This window comes from Serratia odorifera (assembly GCF_041448735.1).
In the GTDB taxonomy this organism is placed as follows: domain Bacteria; phylum Pseudomonadota; class Gammaproteobacteria; order Enterobacterales; family Enterobacteriaceae; genus Serratia_F; species Serratia_F odorifera.
Genome location: NZ_JBGMUT010000001.1, coordinates 56,557 through 80,464, shown reverse-complemented (window position 1 = coordinate 80,464; position 23,908 = coordinate 56,557). Strand labels below are relative to the sequence as shown.

Genomic DNA, 23,908 nt, shown 5'->3' with positions numbered 1-23,908 from the left:
CTCACAGTTCTTAAACCTCACGCCCGCGTCGCCTGCCTCGTCAATCCCACCCGCCATCTATAGTTAAGACTGGTCTTCCAGAGAGTGTGAACTATGCGCAATTTATTGATGGCATTGGACGCAGGTACGGGCAGCATTCGAGCGGTCATTTTCGATCTGGAAGGCCAGCAAATCGCCAGCGGCCAGGCGGAATGGCGCCATCTGGCGGTGCCGAACGTGCCCGGTTCGATGGAGTTCGATCTCAGCCACAACTGGCAACTGGCCTGTCAGTGCATACGACAGGCGTTGCAGCAGGCCAACGCCGAGGCGCAGGAGATCCGTGCGCTGGCATGCTGTTCGATGCGTGAAGGTATCGTGCTGTACGATAGCGACGGCGCAGCCATCTGGGCCTGCGCCAACGTCGACGCTCGTGCCAGCCGCGAGGTCAGCGAGCTCAAGGAGCTGCATAATCACGGCTTTGAGCGCGAGGTTTATCGCTATTCCGGCCAGACGCTGGCGTTGAGCGCCATGCCGCGCCTGCTGTGGTTGGCGCATAATCGCCCTGACATCTATCGCCGCGCGGCGACGGTCACCATGATCGGCGATTGGCTGGCAAACTGTCTCAGCGGTGAACTGGCGGTGGATCCGTCCAATGCCGGCACCACCGGCATGCTGGATCTGACCAGCCGCAACTGGCGTCCCGAACTGCTGGATATGGCCGGTCTGCGCGCCGATATGCTGTCGCCGGTAAAGGAAACCGGCAGCCTGCTGGGCCAGGTCACCGCGCTGGCGGCACAACAAAGCGGGCTGCTGGCCGGCACGCCGGTGGTGATGGGCGGCGGCGATGTGCAGTTGGGCTGTCTGGGGCTGGGGGTGGTGCGCGCCGGGCAAACGGCGGTGCTGGGCGGAACCTTTTGGCAGCAAATCGTCAATCTGCCCCAGCCGCTGACCGATCCCGAGATGAACATTCGCATTAATCCGCACGTTATTCCCGGCATGGCGCAGGCGGAATCCATCAGTTTCTTCACCGGCCTGACCATGCGCTGGTTCCGCGATGCATTCTGTGCAGAAGAAAAACTGCTGGCGCAGCGGCTGGGGGTCGATGCCTATGCGCTGCTGGAGGAGATGGCGGCACGGGTGCCGCCCGGCGCCTACGGCGTGATGCCGATTTTTTCCGACGCCATGCATTTTAACCACTGGTATCACGCCGCGCCGTCATTTATCAATATGTCGCTGGATCCCGAGCGTTGCAACAAGCAGACGCTGTTTCGCGCATTGGAAGAAAATGCGGCGATCGTTTCCGCCTGCAATCTGCAGCAAATTGCACGCTTTTCCGGCGTACAGCCGCAATCGCTGGTATTCGCCGGCGGCGGTGCCAAAGGCAAGCTGTGGAGTCAGATCCTCAGCGACGTCACCGGCTTGCCGGTGCAGGTGCCGCTAGTGAAAGAGGCGACCGCACTGGGCTGCGCCATTGCCGCCGGGGTTGGCGTCGGGCTGTATCCCTCGCTGGCGGAAACCGGTGAACGGCTGGTACGCTGGGAGCGGCAATATCAACCGGATATGGCCCTGCATACCTTGTATCAACGGCAGAAGGAGACCTGGCTGGAAGTGTATGCCGATCAACTGACGCTGGTGGATCACGGCCTGACCACCTCGCTGTGGAAGGCGCCGGGGCTCTAGTCTGGCCGCCGTACGGCACGATTGTTCCTGTACAGAAACAGTGTAATTACCGCAAACGGATTTATCTGGCGCACAACGCTGCGTAAATTGTGATCTCCGTCACTCGCTGCCGGTGCGAGCGAATCACAATATCTCCTGAGACGAGCGGTATTATGCTGAATAATAAAGATAAACCTGCATCATCAGCCTGGCTGGCCATTTTTTCACTGACGGTCGCCTGTTTTGTTATGGTGACAACAGAATTCCTGCCGATCGGTTTGCTGACCAATATCGCCCCTTCCCTGAACGTCAGTACCGGTACCGCCGGCCTGATGGTGACCATGCCCGGCATCGTCGCTGCGGTCGCCGCGCCGGCGCTGAGTCTGGCCTCCGGGCGGCTCGATCGTCGCCTGTTGATGCTCGGTCTGTCGCTGCTGTTGATCGTCTCCAATCTGGTTTCCGCGCTGGCGGTCAACTTCCCGATGATGCTGCTCGGCCGCGTGCTGCTCGGCGTTTGCGTCGGTGGCTTCTGGTCATTCGCCGCCAACTATGGCCGCCATCTGGTGCCGGAAGCCAGCCAGGGTCGGGCAACGGCGCTGATCCTGAGCGGTATTTCGGTCGGTGCAGTATGCGGCGTGCCGGCGGGTGCGCTGATTGGCGATATGTTCGGCTGGCGCGCCGCCTTCTTTGGCAGCGCCGTGTTGGCACTGGCGGTGCTGATCGCGCAAGCGCGCCTGTTGACCTCGGTGCCGCCGAGCCGCGCGGTGACGCCGCGCGATCTGTTGTTGCCGCTGCGCCTGCCGTTGGCGCGCATTGGCCTGATCGCCATCGTACTGCTGTTTATCGGTCACTTTGCCGCCTACACCTATCTGCGACCGCTGCTGCAACAGGTGTTTGTGCTGAGCCCATCGGCCATTTCGATGCAGTTGCTGGCCTACGGCGCGATCGGTCTGCTGGGCACCTTCGCCGGCGAGCGTCTGGCTGAATACAGCCTGCGCGCCACCTTTATCCTGATTGCCGTTATGCTGGCGGGCATTCTGATTGTGTCACCACTGCTCAGCGGTATCCCTGGCGCAACGCTGATGGTACTGATCTGGGGACTGGCGTTTGGCGCAGTGCCGGTTTGCGCCACCAACTGGATGTTCAACGCCGTACCGCAGGCACCGGAAGCCGGTCAGGCGTTACTGGTGTGCGTCATTCAGATCGCCCTGGCCTCGGGCGCGCTGCTCGGCGGTGAAGTGGTTGACTGGCAAGGCGTCAGCAGCGCCATGCTGTTCGGCGGTGCGCTGATCCTGTCCGCGGCGCTGGTGTTCGGTTTGTCCTTGCGCTCCGGCATGGTTGACGCTAAACAATCCTAGAAGCAGAGTGAAAATCTCCCCGGCTAGCGCCGGGTTCTGGGCCTTGGGAGCATTATGGATCATCATTTACTTGCCATCCGCGTGTTTACCCGCGTGGTTGAAACCGGCGGATTTACCCGGGCGGCAGACTCGCTGCGCATGCCGAAAGCCACCGTCACCAAGCTGGTACAAAATCTGGAAAACCACCTGCAAACCAAGCTGTTCCAGCGCACCACCCGCAGCGTATCGGTAACGCCGGAAGGCGAATGCTATTACCAACGCACGGTGAAATGGCTGGCAGAGCTGGAACAGATGGAGGGCAGCATGACGGAATCACAAAGCGCGCCGCAGGGGGTGCTGCGTATCGACGTCGGCGGCGGTTCTGCACGCCAGCTACTGTTGCCTGCCCTGCCGGATTTTTTTGCTCGCTATCCGCAGATTCAGATCGATCTGGGGGTTGGCGATCGGCAAATTGATTTAATCAGCGACAGCGCCGACTGCGTGCTGCGCAGCGGGCCACTGGCGGATTCCAGTCTGATCGCCCGCCGGCTGTTGGCGCTGGAGTGGGTCACCTGCGCCACGCCGAGCTATCTTGCCCGCCACGGCACACCTCGCCATCCGTGCGATCTGGAACAAGGCTTTCCGCTGGCGCATTATCGCCACGCGGTGAACGATCGCATTCAACCACTGCATTTTGTCGACGGCGGCAAAGCCATCGATATTCAGCATCGTTATCAAATCAGCGTCAACGAAGGCAACGCGTTGATCGCAGCGGCGCTGGCCGATCTGGGCATCGTACAAACGCTGCGTTTTATGGCCCAGCCGCAGCTGGACAGCGGCGAACTGGTCAGCATTCTGGCCGACTGGCAGCCACCGGCCGATCACCTGTATGTGGTCTATCCGTCCAACCGCCATTTAAGCGCCAAACTGCGAGTGTTTATCGAGTGGGCAGTGGAGCGGTTCAGTTAACGGCCAACCGTTGTCAGCAGAAACTTTGTGGTATTATTGCGCCAATATCGTTTCCTATCGGCAGGCATACCATGGCATATATCCCAAAAAACTACGCGAAACTGGAAGTCGGCTATCGCGAAAAGGCACTGAAACTGTTCCCGTGGGTCTGTGGCCGCTGCTCACGCGAATTTGTTTATTCCAACCTGCGCGAATTAACGGTGCATCACATCGATCACGATCACAGCAACAACCCGGAGGATGGCAGCAATTGGGAAATGCTGTGCCTGTACTGCCACGATCATGAGCATTCAAAATACACCGAAGCAGACCAGTACGGTTCGACGGTGGTGGCCGGCGAGGATGCGCAGCAGGACGTCGGCATCGCCACGCACAATCCGTTCGCCAACCTGAAAGCATTGATGAAAAAGTAACGCAACGGGCGCTGCGCCAGCGGCGCCCGACCGGCCGGCTGCGCCACACTCGCCATAAGCTGCCAGGCCAATAACGTAATTACTTATTAAGCTAATAACCTAACAACCAACCAGACCCGTAAGCTGCCAACCTCTCCCATGCTTATTCCCAGAGAATTCCTACTTACCTGCCTGGCCGCTTGCCAGCAAAATAATGCGTTAAGTTAGCAGGATAGCCGCTTGGCAAGCTCGGCGGCTTCGGGCATATTGTATCCTGTTAACCTGTTTGATTATCAACCTAATAAGCAACTAACTTAATAAGTTAACAGCTTAATAACTTGAGAGATGGCAGCATGATTGTTTTGATTGGCTCGCAGAAAGGCGGCGTAGGGAAATCAACCAAGGCGGTAAATATCGCCGGGTATCTGATCCTCAAGGAAGGCAAAACAGCGATAATCGTTGACGCCGACGACCAAAAATCGATCATGACCTGGTACAACGATCGGCAAAACGGCGATGGGCTGCCACATATTCCGGTGGTGGCGGCGTCCGGCAAAATCAAGGAGACCTTGCTGGAGCTGAACCGCCATTACGATTACGTTATCGTCGATACCGCCGGCCGCGACAGCGCCGAACTGCGCTCCGGCCTACTGGCCGCCGACCTCTTCCTGTCGCCGCTGCGTCCGTCGCAGATGGATCTCGACACCGTCGGCTATCTGTCAGAGATGTTCTCCACCGCGCAGGAATACAATGAAAAAGTGAAGGGCTACATTGTGCTGAACATGTGTCCGACCAATATCTTCATTAACGAAGCCAATGAAGCGGCTGCGGTGTTAAGCGAATACCCGCAATTCACGCTGGTGAGCAACCGCTTGTGCGATCGCAAGATTTATCGTGACGCCTGGGGCGAAGCAAAGACCATTCATGAAGCGCATAACCCCAAAGCGCAGCACGAAATCGAAAGCCTGGTAAAAGAGGTGATCTTATGAAAAAGCGGACGCCGACCCACCGCATGTCGGAAGACGAGTTTATCAACAGCGCCACATCGCATACGCTGATCCCTACCGCCACCGCCAGCGAAACCAAAACCCAGGGCCGTAAACGCACCTATAAAGCCATTTCTGTCAGCCTGACCGACAGCCACGTCGACGCTATCGACGACATCATCGTACTGGCGGCGCGCAACGGTCTGGTACGTATCACCCGCTCCGACATTATCAAGCTGGCGATCGACGGCCTGGCCGACAACACCGAAGCCCAGTTGCTGGCACTGCTGAAAAAGAACTGAGCAAGCCATCAAGATAATAGCTTACTAAGCAAGTAAGCTATTAAATCAGCAAGCTAATAAGTTAATAAAATGAAGATAACCGATTAAAATAAAAGGTTATCTTCAGAATCCCTACGACCAGTGGGAATGCCACGCGGGGCGCAGGATCAGACTGCGCCCCCGTGCGGCGGATTACTTCAGCGTAAAGCTCTGCTGTTGTACGTTATCGGAATCCAGTCCAACAAATACGTTGAACTTGCCCGGCTCGGCGCCCCATTGCAGCTTGGCATTGTAGAACTTGAGATCGTCTTCAACGATCGGCAGTTCCACCGTCTGCGCCTGGCCGGCTTTCAGCATCACCTTCTTGAAGTTGCGCAGCTCCTTCACCGGGCGACTGACCGTTGCCGTTTCATCCTGAATATACAACTGCACCACGGTGGCGCCGTCGTACTTGCCGGTATTTTTCAGCGTGACGCTGGCGGTGATTTTGCCGTTGCGCGCCATGGTGGGGCTGGAAAGCGTGAAGTCCGACAGCGCAAAGCTGCTGTAACTCAGGCCATAGCCAAACGGATACAGCGGGCCGTTCGCCGAGTCGAAGTAACGCGAGGTGTACTTGCCCGGATTTTCTTTATTGAACGGACGACCGGTGTTCAGGTGGTTGTAATACATCGGGATCTGCCCCACTGAACGCGGGAAGGTCATCGGCAGTTTACCGGACGGGTTATAGTCGCCAAACAGCACGTCGGCCACCGCGTTACCGCCTTCGGTGCCGCTGAACCAGGTTTCCAGCATTGCATCCGCCCGCTGGCTTTCCCATTCCAGCGCCAGTGGTCGGCCATTCATCAGCACCAGCACCAGCGGTTTGCCGGTGGCTTTCAACGCCGCGATCAGATCGCGCTGGCTCTGCGGGATAGTGATGTCGGCACGGCTGGAGGCTTCATGCGCCATGCCCTGCGACTCCCCCACTACCGCCACTACTACGTCGGCCTGTTTGGCGGCATTGACTGCTTCATCAATCATTTGCTGCGCAGGACGGGGGTCGAACTCCACCGCCGGCTCGTACAGATTCAGATAATCGATGATGCTTTTGTCCTGGGTGATATTGGCGCCTTTGGCGTAGATGATTTTCGCCTTGTCGCCGACGGCGTTTTTCATGCCTTGCAGCAGCGTTACCGATTGTTTGGCGACGCCCGCCGCCGACCAGCTGCCCATCACGTCACGCTGACTGTCGGCCATCGGCCCCACCAGCGCAATGGTGCCCTGCTTGTGCAGCGGCAGCGTCTGATGTTCGTTCTTCAGCAGTACCATGGTCTTACGCGCCACCACTCGCGCTTCGGCACGGTGCAGCCGGCTTTCGGCATTGGTATCCTGTGGATCGGACCCCACCGGCCCCAGATGGGTGTACGGATCTTTAAACAGCCCCATGTCGTACTTGGTATTCAGCACGTCGCGGCAGGCACGGTCGATATCGCTTTCCGACACCAGCCCTTCCTTGATCAGCCCCGGCAGGTATTTGTCGTAATACTCGTCACTCATGCTCATATCGACGCCGGAGGTGATCGCCAGCCGCACCGCATCGCGCGCATCCTGCGCCACGCCATGCTTGATAAGTTCCTTGATCGCACCGTGATCGCTGATGGTAATGCCGCTAAAGCCCCACTGGTTGCGCAGCAGATCTTTCAGCAACCACGGGTTGGCGGTGGCTGGAATGCCGTTAATCGCATTGAGCGACACCATCACCCCGCCGCTACCAGCGTCAATCGCCGCCTTGTATGGCGGCAGGTAGTCTTGCTGCATGCGCAGCGGACTCATGTCAACGGAGTTGTAGTCACGGCCGCCTTCGGTGGCGCCATACAGCGCGAAATGCTTGACGCTGGCCATCACCGAGCCTGGTTTGGACGGGTCGCCGTTCTGGTAGGCATCCACCATCACCCTGGCGATTTTCGACACCAGCCAGGTATCCTCGCCATAGCCTTCCGACACCCGCCCCCAGCGTGGATCTCGGGTGATGTCGACCATCGGCGAAAAGGTCATGTTCAGGCCGTCGTCGCTGGCTTCCTGCGCCGATACCCGGCCGCTGAGCGCGATGGCTTCCAAATCGAAACTGGCCGCCAGCCCCAGGCTGATCGGGAATACGGTACGCTGACCGTGCAGCACGTCATAGGCGAAGAATAACGGGATTTTCAGGCGGCTGAGCTGCATCGCCTGATCTTGCATCACGCGGATATCCGGCCGGGTGACGGTATTGAAAATCGCGCCGATTTGCCCCTGGCGAATGCCTTCGCGAATGGCTTCTTTCGGGTTGTCCGGTCCAACGCTGATCAGCCGCAACTGGCCAATTTTTTCTTGCAGCGTCATTTGCTTCATCAGATTACTAACGAACGCATCGCGCTGTTGCGCGTGGATTCCTTGCGTTGCGCTGGAGGTGTCCTGCGCAAATGCCGGGCTGATGGCCAGACCGGACAACAGACTCACTACACAAAGCCATTTCATATTGTTATCTCAGGCATGTTCCCGCCACAGACACGGCAGGAAAATTAAACAGGAAAACGGATGCGGTTGATGGCAAAGCGAGCTGTCCGCTCGCCTCCGGCGCACTCGGCAGACAAACGAAGCGCGTTTCATCCCCTGGGCCAACCACCGGGAACACACACTGGCTACCGGCAAATGCAATGGCGCTGCATGCCGCTGTAACCCCAGCGCAGACGCTTGTCATGCGCCGGCTTTATCCGCTGTCTGACAGTGTGCCACACTCTTTTTCTCAGCAGAAACAATTCGTAACGTTAATGGTTACAAGCTGTTAGAGGTGGTAGACAGGTAGCGATTGAGCCTATTGCGACTGTGTTGTGCTTCCTCGGTCAAGAAATCCACCAATTGTACTAATGTCGTCGGCAGTACCGCATGTTCAGGATAGACCAAATAATAGCCGCTACCACTGGCGACGCTAAGCGGGAATGGCGTGATGATGCGACGCGCCTGCAGATCGTCTTCCAGCAGGCACAGATCGCCAATGGCGATACCAAAACCTTGCAGCGCCGCACTCATCGCCAAATCGAGGGTATCGAAATGCTGTGATTTGGCATCCGGCAACGGTGCCTGCCCAGCCGCCGTTAGCCAGCGTAGCCAGTCGCGTCGGTCACGGGTCGGATGCAACAGGGTTTGCTCCGCCAGATCGGCGGCAGTCAAAGGCTGGCTGGCGGCGGCCAGATAATCCGGCGTACATACCGGCGTCAGCACCTCGTCAAACAGCGGATGGACGCTCAGGCGTTTGCCGCGCGGCACGCCGAACACCACTGCGGCATCGAACGGCTCGCTGGCGAAATCCAGCCCGTGCGACACCGAGGCGGTTAATTCGATACGCATTTCCGGCCTGTCGTTCTGCAGGCGAATAATGCGCGGCAACACCCAGCGCATGGCGCAGGTCGGGCATTTGATACGCAGTACGCCGGGCTGCGCAGCAACGCGTTCCAGCGCCTGCGCCAGTTGCTCCAGCGTCTGCTGTACCGGCACCAACAGCTGCGCCCCCTGCGGCGTCAGCGTCAATCCACGGGCACGCCGGCTGAACAGCGCATAGCCCAGCTGTTGCTCCAGTCCCAGCACCTGGCGGCTCACCGCCCCCTGCGTCAGATGCAGCTCCAGCGCGGCATGGGTGAAGTTCAGCCGTTGCGCTACCACAACAAAGGTTTTTAAAACGTCGAGTGACGGCAGTGATGTTCGCATATTGGCCTCTCCAGCCATGATCAAAACGCATGGCAAGCATGACAAAGTTTCTCTTGTCGCGCCATGCAGACTGATGCTTAATCACTCAATCTCTCACCGTTGCCAGGAGACGCCATGCTCAGCGCCTGCTCGCCGCGTTCGAAATTACCCGACGTCGGCACCACCATTTTCAGCGTTATCGGCCAATTGAGCGCCGAACATCAGGCGCTTAACCTGTCACAGGGCGCCCCCAACTTCGCCTGTGCCCCACAGTTGATCGCGGATGTGACGCAAGCCATGCGCGCAGGTCATAATCAATATGCGCCCATGAGCGGCGTGGCGGCATTGCGCGCTGCATTATCCGACAAAGTTGAACGATTGTATGGCGCACGTTACCACCCTGACGATGAAATCACGGTATTGGCCAGCGCCAGCGAAGGTTTATACTCCGCCATCAGCGCACTGGTGCACGCCGGCGATGAGGTGATTTATTTCGAACCGGCGTTCGACAGCTATGCGCCGATCGTGCGCCTGCAGGGCGCCACCGCGGTGCCGATCGCCATGTCACTGCATAACCTGCAGATTGACTGGGAGCGGGTGGCTGCCGCCATCAACGGCAAAACCCGTATGATTATCGTCAACAGCCCGCATAACCCCACCGGTAGCGTGTTCGACCAGCATGACATCGAGCGGTTGACGGCGCTGACGCGTGACACCGATATCATCATCCTGTCGGATGAAGTCTACGAACATGTGGTATTCGACGGCGAAATCCACCACGGCATGGCCCGCCATCCACAGCTGGCCGAACGCAGCGTGATCGTCTCCTCCTTCGGTAAAACCTACCACGTCACCGGCTGGCGCGTCGGCTACTGCATGGCGCCGGCAGCGTTGATGGAGGAAATACGCAAAGTACACCAATTTATGGTGTTCTCCGCCGATACGCCGATGCAATACGCCTTTGCAAACGCCCTGGCAGATCCGCAACAGTACCTGGGGTTGGCGGCGTTTTATCAGCAAAAGCGCGATCTGCTGGCGACCGCGTTACAGGGTTCGCGTCTGCAGCTGCTGCCAAGCCGCGGCAGTTTCTTTATGCTGGCGCGCTTTAGCGGCTTCAGCCAGGAAAGCGACAACGATTTTGCGGTGCGGCTGATCCGCGAAGCCAAAGTCGCCACCCTGCCGCTGTCGGCGTTTTATAGCGACGGCAGCGATACCGGCATCATTCGACTGAGTTTCTCCAAAGATAACGAGACCCTGCTGGAAGGCGCCCGTCGCCTGCACCGCGTATAACCGACCGTATCTCACCATGGGAAAGGGGCACTGATGAAAACGACTTTGAAAACGCTGATCGCCGCCGGCTGCCTGTTGGCCGCCGGTTCTACCCTGGCCGCCGAGCATGGCCTGCGCTTTGGCGTAGAGGCGCTGTACCCGCCGTTTGAGTCAAAATCCGCCAGCGGTCAGCTGGAAGGATTTGATATCGATCTGGGCAATGCGGTGTGCGCCGCCGCCAAGCTGCAGTGCAGCTGGGTAGAAACCTCGTTCGACAGCCTGATCCCGGCGCTGCAGGCGCGTAAGTTCGACGTCATCAACTCGGCGATGAACGTGACTGAACAGCGCAAGCAGGCTATCGACTTCACCAAGGCGATTTATCAGGTGCCAAACCGCCTGATCGCCAAAGCCGATAGCGGCCTGACGCCAAACGCCACCGCACTGGCCGGCAAACGCGTCGGCGTGCTGCAAGGGTCGATTCAGGAAAACTACGCCAAAGCTCATTGGGCGCCGCAGGGCGTGGAGGTCGTCGCTTATCAGGATCAGAACCAGGTCTATCTGGATCTGACCGCCGGTCGCCTCGACGCTACGCTGATCATGGCACCTGCTGGGCAGAGCGGCTTCCTGGCACACCCAGACGGCAAGGGCTTCGCCTTTGTCGGCGACGCGGTACAGGACGAGAAAATCTTCGGTTCCGGCATCGCCTTCGGTTTGCGCAAAGACGAGCGGGAATTGAAACAGCGGTTGGATGCGGCCATTACCCAGGTGCAGCAACAGGGTACGGTGCAGGCGTTGGCGAAGAAGTATTTCGGCGACATCGACGTCACGGTGAAGTAGCATTTTGCCCCTCGGCCAGCGACCGAGGGGCGACATAGCCGCGTTATGCGCGCTCAAACACCGAGCTTTGCAACCCGCGATCCTGCTGATGGCGCTCCAGCGCCAGTTCGATAAGCCTAGTGATCAACTGCCGGTAGTCCACGCCGCTGGCGGCCCACAGTTTCGGGTACATGCTGATGTTGGTGAATCCAGGCAATGTGTTGATTTCGTTAATTATAACGTTATCGTCCGCCGTCAGGAACACGTCGACACGCGCCATACCGAGGCAGTCCAGCGCACGGAACGCCTTGAGCGCCACCTGACGGATCTTGTCGCTGGCCGCCTCGGAAATGGCCGCCGGCACCACCACCTGAGCGCCCTGCTCGTTGATGTATTTGGTGTCGTAGGAATAGAATTCATCGTTCAGCACAATCTCGCCGCACACGCTGGCTTGCGGTTGATCGTTGCCCAGCACCGCGCATTCGATTTCACGCCCGACGATCGCCGACTCCACCAGCACTTTATGATCGAAGCTGAACGCCAGCGCGACTGCCGCCTCATACTGCTGGCGATCCTGTACCCGGCTGACGCCAACCGACGAGCCCTGATTCGCCGGCTTGACGAACAGCGGCAATCCCAAGCGTTCGCTCAACTGCGCAAAATCGTATTTGTTGCGGTTGGCGCGCGTCAGCGTAACAAACGGTGCTACCGCCAGCCCGGCGTCGCGCAGCAGGCGCTTGGTGACGTCTTTGTCCATACTGACCGCCGAACCGAGCACGCCCGCGCCGACGAACGGCAGGTTGGCCATGCGCAGCAGTCCTTGCAGCGAACCGTCTTCGCCCAGCGTACCGTGTACGATCGGGAACACCACGTCAAGCTGACCAAGCGCACCGGCGCCGTCGGCGGCGATCAGTTGCCGGCTTTGCTGACCGGGCACCAGCGCCACATTGTTATTGGAATGGTTAAGCGCGATCAGCGCCGGGTTTTCCGCATGCAACAGATAATTGGATGCGTCGTTGATATGCCACTGCCCCTGCTTGTCGATCCCCAACAGCGTGACCTCGAATTTTTCCTTGTCGATAGCATCGACAATGTTTTTGGCCGATTGCAGTGAAACCTCATGCTCCGCCGATTTACCGCCAAAAATTACCCCAACACGCAGTTTAGTCACGCCAGAAATCCTTCTAAAAAAGTGATGCCAATACCTCGACAAACACAATAGACGCATTGCCAGGCCACGGCAATCGGCGCCGAGCAGAAAATTCCGACGCCACAAACGGCCACACCGCCACCATACGAAGCGTATACAATTCGTATATTTTCCACTGAGGGAGCACCGAGATGGGGATTGTGAAAATCACCGACGCCCTGCACGACGATCTGCGCCTTGCCAGCCTGACCATGACGCGTTCCATCAACGCGCAGGCCGAATACTGGATCAAGATCGGCATGCTGGCCGAATTCAACCCGGAACTGACCTATCCACAACTGGTCAAGAAAATGATGAAAGATAACGCGCTGACGCTGAAGGAGATTGTCGGGTGAAACAGATTGTGATCAAGACGCCGGAACAGATTGCCAAAATGCGGCACTCTGGCGCACTGTTGGCCAAGGTGTTTGCTATGCTTGATGGCGCGATCCGTGAAGGCATCTCCACCATGGAGATCAACGACCGCGCCGAGGCGTTCATCGTCAATGAGCTGAAGTCGCGCCCGGCCAGCAAAGGCCAGTACGATTTCCCTTATGTGCTGAACACCTCGATCGACGAAGTAGTGTGCCACGGCATCCCGTCCGCCAGCAAAATCCTGCGCAGCGGCATGATTGTCAACGTCGACATCACGCTGGAAAACGACGGCTATATCGCCGACTCCAGCAAAATGTATTGCATCGGCCAACCGTCGCCGGTTGCCAAACGGCTGGTAAACAATGTCTATCAGTCGATGTGGGCCGGCATCCGCGCGGTGAAGCCGGGCGCGACGCTGGGCGATATCGGCCATGCCATACAACAACACGCCGAACAGGCCGGCTACAGCATCGTGCGTGAATATTGCGGCCACGGCATCGGTCGCGAGATGCACGAAGAGCCGGCGGTGCTGCACTTCGGCCAACCGGGTGCCGGCATGACGTTGCAGGAAGGGATGGTATTTACCATCGAACCGATGATTAACCAGGGCGATCGCCGTATCAAACAGAAGAAAGACGGCTGGACGGTGATCACCCGCGACAAAAAACTGTCAGCCCAATGGGAGCACACCGTGGCGGTCACCGCCGACGGAGTGGAAATTCTGACGCTGCGTGAAGAAGAACGTCAGAACGGGTTTTCAGAACGCTATTAATCCGAACGCCAAGATAACGTGACAGGGAGATCGGCATGACGCAGTCCGCCAGCAGCGAAAAGCAGGCTTTTATCAGTCAGTTGAAAAACATCGTCGGCGGCCCGCAGCTGCTGACCGACGCACGCAGTACCGAACGCTACCGTAAGGGGTTCCGCTCCGGCGTTGGCAACGCGCTGGCGGTGGTGTTTCCCACCCGATTACTGCAACTGTGGCAAATCCTCCAGGCCTGCGTCGCTGCCGACAAGATTGTCATCATGCAGGCGGCAAATACCGGTTTGACCGAAGGCTCTACGCCGAGCGGTAATGACTACGATCGCGATGTGGTGATCGTCAGCACCCTGCGGCTCGATCATGTCCAGGTGCTGGATAATGGCAAGCAGGTGGTCGGCTTTCCGGGCAGCACGCTGAACCAGTTGGAAAAGTTGCTAAAGCCCTATGGCCGCGAGCCGCATTCGGTGATCGGTTCGTCCTGTATCGGCGCGTCGGTGATCGGCGGCGTGTGCAACAACTCCGGCGGTTCGCTGGTCAAACGCGGCCCGGCCTACACCGAAATGGCGCTGTACGCCCAACTGGGCGCCGATGGCCAGTTGCGGCTGGTCAACCATCTGGGTATCCGGCTTGGCGATACGCCGGAAGAAATTCTCACCCGGCTGGAACAGGGCGATTACCGTCCGCAGGACGTGGAGTACGGCGAGCTGCGCGCGTCGGATAACGAATACGCCGAACGGGTGCGCGACGTGGATGCCGACACCCCTTCGCGCTTCAACGCCGACCAGCGCCGGTTATACGAAGCCTCCGGCTGCGCCGGCAAACTGGCGGTGTTCGCGGTGCGGCTCGACACCTTCGAAAAGGAAACGCAGGAACAGGTATTTTATATCGGCACCAACGACACGGCGGTACTGACCGAACTGCGTCGCCATATGCTGAGCCAGTTCGAAAACCTGCCGGTGGCCGGTGAGTATATGCATCGGGACATTTTTGACATCGCCGAAACCTACGGCAAAGACACGTTCCTGATGATCGACAAGCTCGGCACCGACCAGATGCCGCGCTTTTTTACCCTCAAGGGCCGCGTCGATGCCACGTTCAACAAACTGCCGCTGCTGCCGCACAACCTGACCGACCGCCTGATGCAGGGGTTGAGCCATCTGGCCCCCAGTCACCTGCCGAAACGCATGAAGGCATATCGCGAGCGGTTTGAACACCACCTGCTGTTGAAAATGTCCGGCGCCGGCACCGAAGAGGCCTATGCCTATCTGAAGCACTACTTTGCCAGTGCCGACGGCGACTTTTTTGTCTGTACCGCCGACGAAGGCAAAAAAGCCTTCCTGCATCGCTTTGCCGCCGCGGGCGCCGCGGTGCGTTACCACGCGGTACATGCCGATAAGGTGGAGGATATTCTGGCGCTGGACATCGCGCTGCGCCGCAACGACAACCAATGGTTCGAAACGCTGCCGCCGGAAATCGACAGCCAACTGGTGCACAAACTGTATTACGGCCATTTTATGTGTCACGTGTTCCATCAGGACTACGTGGTGAAGAAAGGCGTCGACACGCACCAACTGAAACAGCAGATGTTGGCAATCCTCGATCGGCGTGGCGCGGAATATCCGGCCGAGCATAACGTCGGCCACCTGTACTACGCCAAACCGGCGTTACAAACCTTCTATCAGCAGGCCGATCCCACCAACAGTTTCAACCCTGGTCTGGGTAAAACCAGCAAGCTGAAAAACTGGGGCAGCAATACCCGGTAACATCTGCGTCTGCCGCTGTAACCCGGTGATACGGGGCAGCGGCAGCAATTTGCCGATGCCCGCCAGTTTCCCCCTACGCCGTTGACCTAAACTTGATGATGGACGCGGCAGCTATTCCTGCGTCATTGCGTTTGCACCATTCTGCACGACGAAAGGAGCTATTTCATGGCATACCAGACCATCAATCCGTTTAACAATCAGCTGATCAAAGCATATACGCCGCACAGCGACCAACAAATCGAACAGGCGTTGGCGCAGGCCGACGCACTGTACCATTCCACCTGGGCGAAGGGCGAGATCGAGCAACGCCTGCCGGTACTGCATAAACTGGCCGATCTGATCGACAGCCGGCAGGAAGCACTGGCGAAGATCGCCAGCGTGGAAATGGGCAAGCTGATTAAGCAAAGCCGCGGTGAAGTCGCCCTGTGCGCGCAAATCGCCCGTTATTACGCGGAGCATGCCAAGCAGTTCCTGGCACCGGTACGCTATGACTCCAGCCTCGGCGAAGCCTGGGTGGAACATCATCCGATTGGCGTGCTGATGGCGGTGGAGCCGTGGAACTTTCCCTATTATCAACTGATGCGCGTACTGGCACCGAACCTGGCCGCCGGCAACCCGGTGATGGTCAAGCATGCCAGCATCGTGCCTAACTGTGCCGTTGCGTTTGAACAGTTGCTGCTGGATGCCGGAGCCCCTCAGGGTGCCTATACCAATCTGTTTATTTCAGCGGATCAGGTGGCCAATATCATCGCCGACCCTCGGGTACAGGGCGTGGCACTCACCGGCTCGGAAAAGGCCGGCAGCATCGTTGCCGCACAGGCAGCGAAAAAACTGAAGAAGGCCACGCTGGAGCTCGGCGGTAATGACGTGTTTGTGGTACTCGATGACTGCGACCTGGACAGAGCGGCAACGGTGGGCGCCCAGGCGCGGCTGAACAATGCCGGACAGGTGTGTACCGCAGCGAAGCGTTTTATCGTGCATCAGCAGGTCGCCGAGGCATTTTTGCAAAAACTTACCGCGCGCTTCCGCGCGGTCACCCTCGGCGATCCCCTGGATGAAGCCACCACACTCGGGCCGTTATCGTCAACATCGGCGCTCGACGGGCTGATCGCACAGGTGAAAAACGCCGTCGATCATGGTGCAACGCTGCATTATGGCGGCGAGGCGCCGCAGCATGACGGCAATTTCTTTCAACCCACCATTCTGACCAATATCAGCCGGGAAAATCCGGCCTATTTCGAAGAGTTCTTCGGCCCGGTGGCACAGGTTTACGTGGTGCAAGACGATGACCACGCGGTGCAACTGGCCAACGACTCGCACTACGGCCTCGGTGGCGCGATATTCAGCGGCGATATCGAGCGCGCCAAACGGCTGGCCTCGCGCATTGAAACCGGTATGGTGTATATCAATTCGCTGACCGATACCGCACCAGAATTGCCGTTCGGCGGCGTGAAACGCTCCGGCTTTGGCCGTGAACTGTCGGATTTGGGCATCAAGGAATTCGTTAATCAGAAACTGGTGGTGGTCAGTCGCCACTAACCGCCCTCTACGGCACTCTCTTTGCGGAGCGTGCTGTTAATTTATTGTTGCAAACCAGCGCCAGAACGCATAATTTACTTTAATCACCGCTGGTGGTGTTCCGGGTCTAGCGCTATTCCACGCTTCGCCTTGAGACACCGTCGGTTGTTTACCTGGTTAAATCCATCCTGACGGGCATCTCAATGAACGCTTTCACACCGGCAACCGATCCAGCATCAGCGACCTTCCCGGCCGCCGTTGTGCCCTGTGTTTGCGTCTCCCCTCCTGCCGTTTCATCTGTCGTGGTCGCCGTCACGGCTGGCGTGGTTTCACCGCCGCGCCGCGTGGTAGTGCGTTAAATCCACACTGAATTTATCCCTCCGGTTACCTGATTGCGTATGACCTAACGCGTCGTCTGCGCCGGAGTCTGTTATTCCCTGACAGGTGAAATTGAATGCGAATTATCTCTCAGCCGGCCAATGCCGGCCTGGCAACGCTGTTCGTGCTGCTGTGGAGCAGCGGTGCCATCTTCTCGCGTATGGGGCTGGAGCACGCCTCCGCTCTGGCATTTCTAAGCCTGCGCTGCGCGATTGCGCTCGCGCTGCTGATCGCGCTCGGCCTGTGGCAACGGCGGTTATTACCGGCGCCCGGCAGCCGCTGGCGGGTCGCGCTTGTCGGCCTGCTGATGATCGGCAGTTACCAAACGGCCTATCTGCTGGCGCTGCAATTGGGCATCACCCCCGGGGTGCTGGCGACCCTGCTCGGCGTCCAGCCGATCCTCACTCAGGTCATTACCGAACGGCGCTGCGCCGGGCTGCGCGCAGTTGGCCTGCTGCTGGCGCTGGGGGGATTGACGCTGGTGGTATATCAGAGCGTGATGGTGGCGCATTTCTCGCCGGCCGGCATCGCCTGCGCGTTTATCGCCCTGGGCTGCATGACCGCCGGTACGCTGCTACAAAAAGGGATGGATCAACCGCCGCTGGCGGTGCTGCCGTTGCAGTATGCCATCGGGCTGCTGGTGTGCACGGCGGCAATGCCGTTTACGCCGCAACACATCGACTGGCAACCGGCGTTGCTGGTAGCGCTGCTGTGGATGGCGGTGGTGATTTCGGTACTGGCCACGCTGCTGCTTTACCGGCTGATCCAGCGTGGCAATCTGGTGCAGGTCACCAGCCTGTTTTATCTGATCCCCGCCGTCACCGCGTTGCTGGATTACCTGCTGCTCGGCCACCGTCTGGCAGCGCTGAGCCTGGCCGGCATGGCGGCGATTGTCTGCGGCGTGATGCTGGTGTTCCGTAAGGCATAAGCAACAAGCCGCGCATGCCAAACCGGCATGCGCGGCGATTCACCGGCAGGGAGTAACGGTCAAAACAGCCAGACACCGTAGCCCCACATCAGCACCGTCAGACCCAGCAGCAGTTCCAGCAACAGAATGCCGATGGCGAAGGTGGAACTCGAAAAGATAAACCCTTCCCGGCTGTCGATGCCCAGGAAATGCGGAATGCCCAGATACAGCAGATAGCCAGAATAACACAGGCCGACAACGCCGACGAACAGGCATAGCCATACCACCGGATACAGCGCCACCAGGCCGCTGAGGAACATCGGCGTGGCAACATAGCCGGCAAACACCATGCAGCGATGCAGGCTCGGGCGGGATTCATAACGCCGAGCCATCCAGTGGATCACCTTGCCCATCACCGCCACACCCGCCAGCATCAGCAGATAAAAGGCCACCGCGGTATACAAGGCGGTAAACATATCCAGCTGAATGGCATGTCCGTCACCGGATAGCCAGCCCAGTTGGGTGGTGCCGATAAACGCGCAGATTACCGGAATGGCTGCCATTAACAGCACGTGGTGGGTATAAAGATGCGAGACGCTTTCGTTCTCGCGCTGAATTTCCTTGAACTCGGTGTTGGGATGAGTCAACAGCCCCCAAACATGATTAACCATGAAACACCTCCTCATCTCGCCGTAGGCCGCACTCGGCGAGGAGAAACACACCTCTGACGGACATTGATCCGCTTGAGGACAGCGGCCACAGGGCTCTCCCCCTGACAATATTATAGTCTTTTGTTGAAAAAACGTTCGCGGGCGCGGGTTCGTCGGGCCGTTTACTCTATAATCAAACTGTTAGCACTTTGGGAGGAAATACCATGACGCCAAAACTTCGTACCCGCCAAAGCGGTATTGCCGACGTTGAGGTCGGGCAAAACGTAATGGTGGTTGAACCCAGCAATTTGTACGGCTGCTATCTGGGGGACGACGTATTTGTCGGGCCGTTTGTCGAAATACAAAAAAACGTCTCCGTCGGCGCACGCAGCAAAATTCAATCGCACAGTTTTATTTGCGAATACGTCACGCTTGGCGAGGACTGTTTTGTTGGTCATGGCGTGATGTTTGCCAACGATCTGTTCAAGCAGGGCGCGCCGGACGCCAATGCCGAGAACTGGCGACGCTCGCAGATTGGCAATCGGGTATCTATCGGTTCCGGTGCGACCATTTTAGCGGTAGATATCTGCGACGGCACGGTGATCGGCGCAGGCGCGGTGGTAACAAAAAATATCACGCGCAAGGGTATCTATGCCGGCAATCCGGCCAAACTGCTGCGGGAGTTGCCGTAATGAGCGAGATCGTGATTGAACGCATCACCGACTTGCCTATGGGTTATCTGGAAGATAACGATTTTACCTTTTACGTCGAACAGTACGCCCAGCCCTGCTTTGACACACCGCTGGAACAGTGGCCAATGCTGCCGGTGGTACCGTTTCGCAAAAACTACCCGCTGGCGCCGTTCGTCAATGACGAAGGCGATACCTTTCTTGCCCGTCAGCGCGGCGTAGCAGTCGGCCATATTACGCTGAGCAAAAACTGGAACGATTACACGCTGATTGAAGAGGTGGCGGTCAGCCGCCAGGCACGGCGGCGCGGCATCGGTACCGCGCTGCTGAATGCGGCGCAGCAATGGGCGCGCGAGCGCGACACCGCCGGCCTGATGCTGGAAACGCAAAATAACAACCTGACCGCCTGCCGCTGCTATCAGCGTTACGGTTTTACCCTGGGGGGAATCGATCGCTTGCTGTACCGCGGCCAGCCGGATATCGCCGACCATGAAATCGCGCTATTTTGGTATTTGCCCTTCAACAATCAGGTCGGATATTAGCCTCAGGTGGTATCAACGCACGGTGGTTTGGTCATGGTGTAGACTTTATCCGTCACGGTGGAGTGATAATTACCATCATTCGACACCACAGGCCACCGGCGGGGGATACATGGGCAAGGCAGCACAATGGATGTTAATGCTATTATTGGGCGGATGCGCCGGGCAGCCACCGCTTGCCCCCCACGCCCCGCAACCCACACAATCCACGGACAGCCAGGTGAATATTGACCCTTTAACGCGTGCCAAGATCGACGCCATACTCGCCCTGCGCAATTCGCAGCCCTCGCTGAACGATGGGCAACGCATTGCCCTGATTTCACAACAGTTTCTCGAAACGCCTTACCTGGCGGATAGGCTGATCGGCTCCGCCAGCAACGCAGAACGGCTGACGATTGATTTTCGCGCGCTGGATTGCTTCACCTTGCTGGATTACGTTGAAGCGCTGCGCAACGCCGAGGATTACCCGCAGTTTATCCACCAGCTGACCACTGCGCGTTACGTCAACGGCGAGATCGGTTTCCTGACCCGCAAACATTTCTTCAGCGACTGGTCACAGCCGCCGCACGCCAGCGCCAAAGACATTAGCGCCCAACTCAGCCCGCAGGCGGTCACGCTGCACAAGACGCTGAACCACAAAGCCGACGGCGGCCAATACCTGCCCGGCTTGCCAAACGTCACACGTGCCATCAGCTATATCCCCAGCGGTTACGTTGACGACCATCTGCTGAGTCAGTTGCGTACCGGCGACTATATCGGCATTTACAGCAATCTGCCCGGGCTGGACGTCAGCCACGTCGGTATCTACGTCATGACCCCCAGCGGTCCGGTACTGCGCAATGCCTCCTCGCGCGAACATAACCGCCGGGTGGTGGATTCACCCTTTATTGACTATGTGATTGTCACCCCCGGCATCGTGGTTCTGCGGCCGCTTTAAACGGTTATATTTTATAAGCGAATGTGCTGAGGCCGGGTTTGACTTCCCAACGCGGCTGCGCTTATCTGTCAGGACAAAACGACTGATTTTCTTGTTTTTTTCAGGGAGTGACAGATGGCGATTAACTGGCGTTACGGCGCATTGGCGGCCGCATTGGCGGCAACGGTGTTACTGCAAGGCTGTGAGCAAAAGTCCGATCAAAACCATATCAAGGTCGGCGTGATCAACGGCGCCGAGCAGGACGTTGCCGAAGTGGCCAAACGGGTGGCAAAGGAAAAATACGGCCTGGAGGTCGAACTGGTGGGATTCAGCGGTTCGCTGCTGCCCAATGATGCCACCGACAAGGGCGAGCTGGATGCCAATGTGTTCCAGCATCGGCCGTTCCTGGCACAGCAGAACCAGGATCATGGCTACAAGCTGGTTGCGGTCGGCAACACCTTCGTCTTCCCGATGGCCGGTTATTCGAAAAAATACGCCTCGGTCAGCCAATTACCGGACGGCGCCACCATCGCCATTCCCAACGATCCCACCAACCTTGGCCGCGCGCTGCTGCTGTTGCAAAAAACCGGCCTGATTACGCTCAAATCAGGTAAAGGGCTGCTGCCGACCGCTTTGGACATCAGCGCCAACCCGCACAATTACCGCATCATGGAACTGGAAGGTGCGCAGCTGCCGCACCTGCTGGACGATGCCAAGGTGGCGGTGGCGATCATCAGCACCACCTATATCAATCAAATCGGCCTGTCGCCCACCCGAGACAGTATTTTCATTGAGGATAAACAGTCGCCCTACGTGAATATCGTGGTAGCGCGCGAAGACCATAAAAACGCGCAAAACGTGCAAAACTTCGTGAAAGCCTATCAGTCGGACGAGGTCGCCAACGCCGCGGCCACCCTGTTTAACGGCGGCGCCGTCAAGGGCTGGTAAACCGCAACGCCCGATCGGCTATCGGGGTGGCATTCAGCCCCCCGATAGCCGGACAAAAAAAATGGCGATCCTCCGCTTGACCCTGACGTTACGTCAGGCTGTAGTCTTTCTGCACGCATAAGGGAGGAATACAGCATGTTATTGAAAGTCGGTGAACTGGCACGCCGCTCCGGTATTACCGTTCGCACCCTGCATTATTACGACAATATTGGCCTGCTGGTCCCTTCGGCGCGTTCCGACGCCGGTTATCGTTTGTATAACCGTGCTGATGTCAGCCGTCTGCATCAGATACAGGCGCTGCGCCGTATGGGCGTTACGCTGGCGGAAGTCGGGACGATTCTGGCACGTTCGGAGCTGGCTTTGCCGGCGGTGATTGAAAAGCAGATTGCCATGCTCGATCGGCAACTGACACAGATCGCCACGCTGCGCCATCGCTTGCAGCAGCTGCACACACAGCTGACCGTTGGCAATGAACCGGCGCTGAACGACTGGCTGACCACGTTGGAGTTAATGACCATGTACGACAAGTATTTTACCACTGACGAATTGACGCAACTGCCGTTCTACCACCCTGACGCCGAGCGTCAGCAGGAGTGGGCATCCATGGTGGAGCAGGTGCGCCAACTGATGCAAAACGGCGTTGCGGCGCAGGATCCGCAGGCGCAGGCCATCGCACGGCGCTGGATGGTGACGCTGGAACGCGACACCGCCGGCAATCCGGCGTTTCTTACCCGCCTGAATACCATGCACGCCGACGAACCGTCCATGCGCCAGCAAACCGGCATTACGCCGGCAATGACCGATTACATTACTCGGGCATTTGCCGAAACCAAATTGGCGATTTACCAAAAATACCTGTCCGCCGAGGAATATGCCTACGTGCGCCGGCATTATTTTGATCGGATGCAGGAATGGCCGGCGCTGATCGCCAGCTTTCAACAGGCGGTTGACGACGGCGTCCCCCCAGATGGCGAGCACGCCCGCCAGTTGGCGTCCCAGTGGCTGGCGCTGTTCCGTTCCTATGCCGGCGACAACCCGGCAACGCAGATGAAAATCCGCCAGGCGATGGAGCAGGAACCAACGCTGAGCGAAGGCACCTGGCTGACGCCGGCGCTGCTGACCTATCTGCGCCAGGCGGTGAACAACCTGATGCGCGGCCAATAGGTTTCCCGCCGTTACTCGCCGTGGCGGGTAACGGCCTCCCCGGCGGTCAGATCGCTTGCTTATAACGCGATAACAAAGAGCAATTTACCTTGTCGTTTGGCAGCACGCATAATGGTTTCCCGTCTGATTTCATTCAGTAAACAGGATATACCATGTCACTTTCCGCAATGCCGCAGGCGCTGCTGTCGATTACCGATGCCACGCCGGCAGACCTCGTCGCCGTGGCAGATATTTATCGTCACCATGTGTTGCATGGCGCAGGTTCATTTGAAGAAACGCCACCGACGCTGGCAGAAATGCAACAGCGCCACGATAGCGTGCGGTCTGCCGGGTTGCCATGGCTGGTGGCGAAGCTGGAGGGTCAGGTGGTGGGATATTGTTATGCCACGCCGTATCGCCCGCGCCCCGCCTATCGGTTTACCGTGGAAGATTCGGTGTATATCGCCGCCGGCATGCAGGGCAGAGGCATAGGTAAAGCGCTGCTTGGCGCATTGATTGCCCGTTGCGAACGCGGCCCGTGGCGCCAGATGCTGGCAGTGGTCGGCGACTCGGCAAACAATCTCGGCTCACTGGAGCTGCATCGCAAACTGGGTTTTGCCAGCATTGGCACCTTGAACGCCGTCGGCTTCAAGTTCGGTTGCTGGCGCGATACCCACCTGATGCAGCGGGCACTGGCAGCAGGGAATACCACTCTGGCAGAGTAGGCGACAGCGCACGGACGC

Annotated in this window: 23 protein-coding genes; 19 read left to right on the top strand and 4 right to left on the bottom strand. The window is 58.3% G+C overall.

Features of this window, described 5'->3' with window-relative positions; all coding sequences use genetic code 11:
- The first annotated feature begins 93 nt into the window (after positions 1-93).
- The 6 genes from lsrK (at position 94) to ACCC84_RS00390 (ending at position 5,624) form a co-directional block, all read left to right on the top strand.
- Entirely contained in the window at positions 94-1,659 is a 1,566-nt protein-coding gene (lsrK, locus tag ACCC84_RS00415) for an autoinducer-2 kinase (RefSeq protein ID WP_004965606.1), read from the top strand.
- Positions 1,660-1,811: 152 nt separating this feature from the next.
- Positions 1,812-2,996 (top strand): MFS transporter, encoded by a 1,185-nt coding sequence (locus ACCC84_RS00410; RefSeq protein ID WP_039992339.1) that lies wholly within the window; start codon positions 1,812-1,814, stop codon positions 2,994-2,996.
- 54 nt (positions 2,997-3,050) lie between these two features.
- Complete coding sequence (locus ACCC84_RS00405; RefSeq protein WP_088499624.1) at positions 3,051-3,944, top strand: LysR family transcriptional regulator; 894 nt, start codon at positions 3,051-3,053, stop codon at positions 3,942-3,944.
- Between the two features lie 71 nt (positions 3,945-4,015).
- Positions 4,016-4,357 (top strand): HNH nuclease YajD, encoded by a 342-nt coding sequence (yajD, locus tag ACCC84_RS00400; RefSeq protein WP_004965614.1) that lies wholly within the window; start codon positions 4,016-4,018, stop codon positions 4,355-4,357.
- Positions 4,358-4,689: 332 nt separating this feature from the next.
- On the top strand, positions 4,690-5,325 hold the full coding sequence (locus tag ACCC84_RS00395) for an AAA family ATPase (RefSeq protein ID WP_004965616.1): 636 nt from the start codon (positions 4,690-4,692) through the stop codon (positions 5,323-5,325).
- Complete coding sequence (locus tag ACCC84_RS00390) at positions 5,322-5,624, top strand: hypothetical protein (protein ID WP_004965617.1); 303 nt, start codon at positions 5,322-5,324, stop codon at positions 5,622-5,624. The genes ACCC84_RS00395 and ACCC84_RS00390 overlap by 4 nt, the downstream gene beginning before the upstream one ends.
- Positions 5,625-5,795: 171 nt before the next feature.
- Here ACCC84_RS00390 and bglX read toward each other — a convergent pair whose 3' ends face one another.
- On the bottom strand, positions 5,796-8,096 hold the full coding sequence (bglX, locus tag ACCC84_RS00385; RefSeq protein ID WP_004965619.1) for a beta-glucosidase BglX: 2,301 nt from the start codon (positions 8,094-8,096) through the stop codon (positions 5,796-5,798).
- 297 nt (positions 8,097-8,393) lie between these two features.
- The gene (locus tag ACCC84_RS00380) at positions 8,394-9,323 is read right to left on the bottom strand and encodes a LysR substrate-binding domain-containing protein (RefSeq protein ID WP_371901447.1); all 930 of its coding nucleotides are present in this window, start codon (positions 9,321-9,323) and stop codon (positions 8,394-8,396) included.
- A 114-nt stretch (positions 9,324-9,437) separates the two neighbouring features.
- Here ACCC84_RS00380 and ACCC84_RS00375 point away from each other — a divergent pair, with 114 nt between their 5' ends.
- Positions 9,438-10,592 (top strand): methionine aminotransferase, encoded by a 1,155-nt coding sequence (locus ACCC84_RS00375; RefSeq protein WP_273867011.1) that lies wholly within the window; start codon positions 9,438-9,440, stop codon positions 10,590-10,592.
- Positions 10,593-10,625: 33 nt separating this feature from the next.
- Positions 10,626-11,408, top strand: a complete 783-nt coding sequence (locus ACCC84_RS00370; RefSeq protein WP_004965626.1) for a transporter substrate-binding domain-containing protein — start codon at positions 10,626-10,628, stop codon at positions 11,406-11,408.
- Between the two features lie 43 nt (positions 11,409-11,451).
- Here the strand turns inward: ACCC84_RS00370 and ddlA are convergent, their stop codons facing one another.
- Positions 11,452-12,558 (bottom strand): D-alanine--D-alanine ligase, encoded by a 1,107-nt coding sequence (ddlA, locus tag ACCC84_RS00365; protein WP_004965627.1) that lies wholly within the window; start codon positions 12,556-12,558, stop codon positions 11,452-11,454.
- Between the two features lie 170 nt (positions 12,559-12,728).
- On the opposite strand from ddlA, the gene ACCC84_RS00360 reads away from it, so the two are divergent.
- The 5 genes from ACCC84_RS00360 to ACCC84_RS00340 all read left to right on the top strand — a co-directional run bounded on the left by ACCC84_RS00360 (position 12,729) and on the right by ACCC84_RS00340 (position 18,301).
- Positions 12,729-12,932 (top strand): ParD-like family protein, encoded by a 204-nt coding sequence (locus ACCC84_RS00360; protein ID WP_004965629.1) that lies wholly within the window; start codon positions 12,729-12,731, stop codon positions 12,930-12,932.
- Entirely contained in the window at positions 12,929-13,723 is a 795-nt protein-coding gene (gene map, locus ACCC84_RS00355) for a type I methionyl aminopeptidase (protein WP_004965631.1), read from the top strand. The genes ACCC84_RS00360 and map overlap by 4 nt, the downstream gene beginning before the upstream one ends.
- Positions 13,724-13,758: 35 nt before the next feature.
- Entirely contained in the window at positions 13,759-15,477 is a 1,719-nt protein-coding gene (dld, locus tag ACCC84_RS00350; RefSeq protein WP_198772839.1) for a D-lactate dehydrogenase, read from the top strand.
- A gap of 165 nt (positions 15,478-15,642) precedes the next feature.
- A complete protein-coding gene (locus ACCC84_RS00345; RefSeq protein ID WP_273867005.1) occupies positions 15,643-17,016 on the top strand; it encodes an NAD-dependent succinate-semialdehyde dehydrogenase in 1,374 nt (457 codons plus the stop codon).
- A 433-nt stretch (positions 17,017-17,449) separates the two neighbouring features.
- Positions 17,450-18,301, top strand: a complete 852-nt coding sequence (locus ACCC84_RS00340) for a DMT family transporter (RefSeq protein WP_004965637.1) — start codon at positions 17,450-17,452, stop codon at positions 18,299-18,301.
- 59 nt (positions 18,302-18,360) lie between these two features.
- Here the strand turns inward: ACCC84_RS00340 and ACCC84_RS00335 are convergent, their stop codons facing one another.
- Positions 18,361-18,951, bottom strand: coding sequence for a Yip1 family protein (locus tag ACCC84_RS00335; RefSeq protein WP_004965639.1), 591 nt, complete (start codon positions 18,949-18,951; stop codon positions 18,361-18,363).
- A 203-nt stretch (positions 18,952-19,154) separates the two neighbouring features.
- Between ACCC84_RS00335 and ACCC84_RS00330 the strand changes: the two genes are divergently transcribed.
- From ACCC84_RS00330 to ACCC84_RS00305, 6 genes are all read left to right on the top strand, one after another.
- A complete protein-coding gene (locus ACCC84_RS00330; protein ID WP_004965641.1) occupies positions 19,155-19,622 on the top strand; it encodes an acyltransferase in 468 nt (155 codons plus the stop codon).
- Positions 19,622-20,161, top strand: coding sequence for a GNAT family N-acetyltransferase (locus tag ACCC84_RS00325; protein ID WP_004965644.1), 540 nt, complete (start codon positions 19,622-19,624; stop codon positions 20,159-20,161). The genes ACCC84_RS00330 and ACCC84_RS00325 overlap by 1 nt, the downstream gene beginning before the upstream one ends.
- A gap of 109 nt (positions 20,162-20,270) precedes the next feature.
- A complete protein-coding gene (locus tag ACCC84_RS00320) occupies positions 20,271-21,095 on the top strand; it encodes a DUF1460 domain-containing protein (protein ID WP_371901446.1) in 825 nt (274 codons plus the stop codon).
- A gap of 114 nt (positions 21,096-21,209) precedes the next feature.
- A complete protein-coding gene (locus ACCC84_RS00315) occupies positions 21,210-22,022 on the top strand; it encodes a MetQ/NlpA family lipoprotein (RefSeq protein ID WP_198772842.1) in 813 nt (270 codons plus the stop codon).
- A 135-nt stretch (positions 22,023-22,157) separates the two neighbouring features.
- Positions 22,158-23,186, top strand: a complete 1,029-nt coding sequence (locus tag ACCC84_RS00310) for a MerR family transcriptional regulator (protein ID WP_371901445.1) — start codon at positions 22,158-22,160, stop codon at positions 23,184-23,186.
- A 152-nt stretch (positions 23,187-23,338) separates the two neighbouring features.
- Complete coding sequence (locus ACCC84_RS00305; RefSeq protein WP_039992344.1) at positions 23,339-23,890, top strand: GNAT family N-acetyltransferase; 552 nt, start codon at positions 23,339-23,341, stop codon at positions 23,888-23,890.
- Positions 23,891-23,908: the final 18 nt, after the last annotated feature.

Coding starts and splice junctions, on each gene's coding strand:
- lsrK (WP_004965606.1), top strand. CDS start 94: ATGCGCAATTTATTGATGGCATTGGACGCAGGTACGGGCAGCATTCGA.
- ACCC84_RS00410 (WP_039992339.1), top strand. CDS start 1,812: ATGCTGAATAATAAAGATAAACCTGCATCATCAGCCTGGCTGGCCATT.
- ACCC84_RS00405 (WP_088499624.1), top strand. CDS start 3,051: ATGGATCATCATTTACTTGCCATCCGCGTGTTTACCCGCGTGGTTGAA.
- yajD (WP_004965614.1), top strand. CDS start 4,016: ATGGCATATATCCCAAAAAACTACGCGAAACTGGAAGTCGGCTATCGC.
- ACCC84_RS00395 (WP_004965616.1), top strand. CDS start 4,690: ATGATTGTTTTGATTGGCTCGCAGAAAGGCGGCGTAGGGAAATCAACC.
- ACCC84_RS00390 (WP_004965617.1), top strand. CDS start 5,322: ATGAAAAAGCGGACGCCGACCCACCGCATGTCGGAAGACGAGTTTATC.
- bglX (WP_004965619.1), bottom strand. CDS start 8,096: ATGAAATGGCTTTGTGTAGTGAGTCTGTTGTCCGGTCTGGCCATCAGC.
- ACCC84_RS00380 (WP_371901447.1), bottom strand. CDS start 9,323: ATGCGAACATCACTGCCGTCACTCGACGTTTTAAAAACCTTTGTTGTG.
- ACCC84_RS00375 (WP_273867011.1), top strand. CDS start 9,438: ATGCTCAGCGCCTGCTCGCCGCGTTCGAAATTACCCGACGTCGGCACC.
- ACCC84_RS00370 (WP_004965626.1), top strand. CDS start 10,626: ATGAAAACGACTTTGAAAACGCTGATCGCCGCCGGCTGCCTGTTGGCC.
- ACCC84_RS00360 (WP_004965629.1), top strand. CDS start 12,729: ATGGGGATTGTGAAAATCACCGACGCCCTGCACGACGATCTGCGCCTT.
- dld (WP_198772839.1), top strand. CDS start 13,759: ATGACGCAGTCCGCCAGCAGCGAAAAGCAGGCTTTTATCAGTCAGTTG.
- ACCC84_RS00345 (WP_273867005.1), top strand. CDS start 15,643: ATGGCATACCAGACCATCAATCCGTTTAACAATCAGCTGATCAAAGCA.
- ACCC84_RS00340 (WP_004965637.1), top strand. CDS start 17,450: ATGCGAATTATCTCTCAGCCGGCCAATGCCGGCCTGGCAACGCTGTTC.
- ACCC84_RS00335 (WP_004965639.1), bottom strand. CDS start 18,951: ATGGTTAATCATGTTTGGGGGCTGTTGACTCATCCCAACACCGAGTTC.
- ACCC84_RS00330 (WP_004965641.1), top strand. CDS start 19,155: ATGACGCCAAAACTTCGTACCCGCCAAAGCGGTATTGCCGACGTTGAG.
- ACCC84_RS00325 (WP_004965644.1), top strand. CDS start 19,622: ATGAGCGAGATCGTGATTGAACGCATCACCGACTTGCCTATGGGTTAT.
- ACCC84_RS00320 (WP_371901446.1), top strand. CDS start 20,271: ATGGGCAAGGCAGCACAATGGATGTTAATGCTATTATTGGGCGGATGC.
- ACCC84_RS00315 (WP_198772842.1), top strand. CDS start 21,210: ATGGCGATTAACTGGCGTTACGGCGCATTGGCGGCCGCATTGGCGGCA.
- ACCC84_RS00310 (WP_371901445.1), top strand. CDS start 22,158: ATGTTATTGAAAGTCGGTGAACTGGCACGCCGCTCCGGTATTACCGTT.
- ACCC84_RS00305 (WP_039992344.1), top strand. CDS start 23,339: ATGTCACTTTCCGCAATGCCGCAGGCGCTGCTGTCGATTACCGATGCC.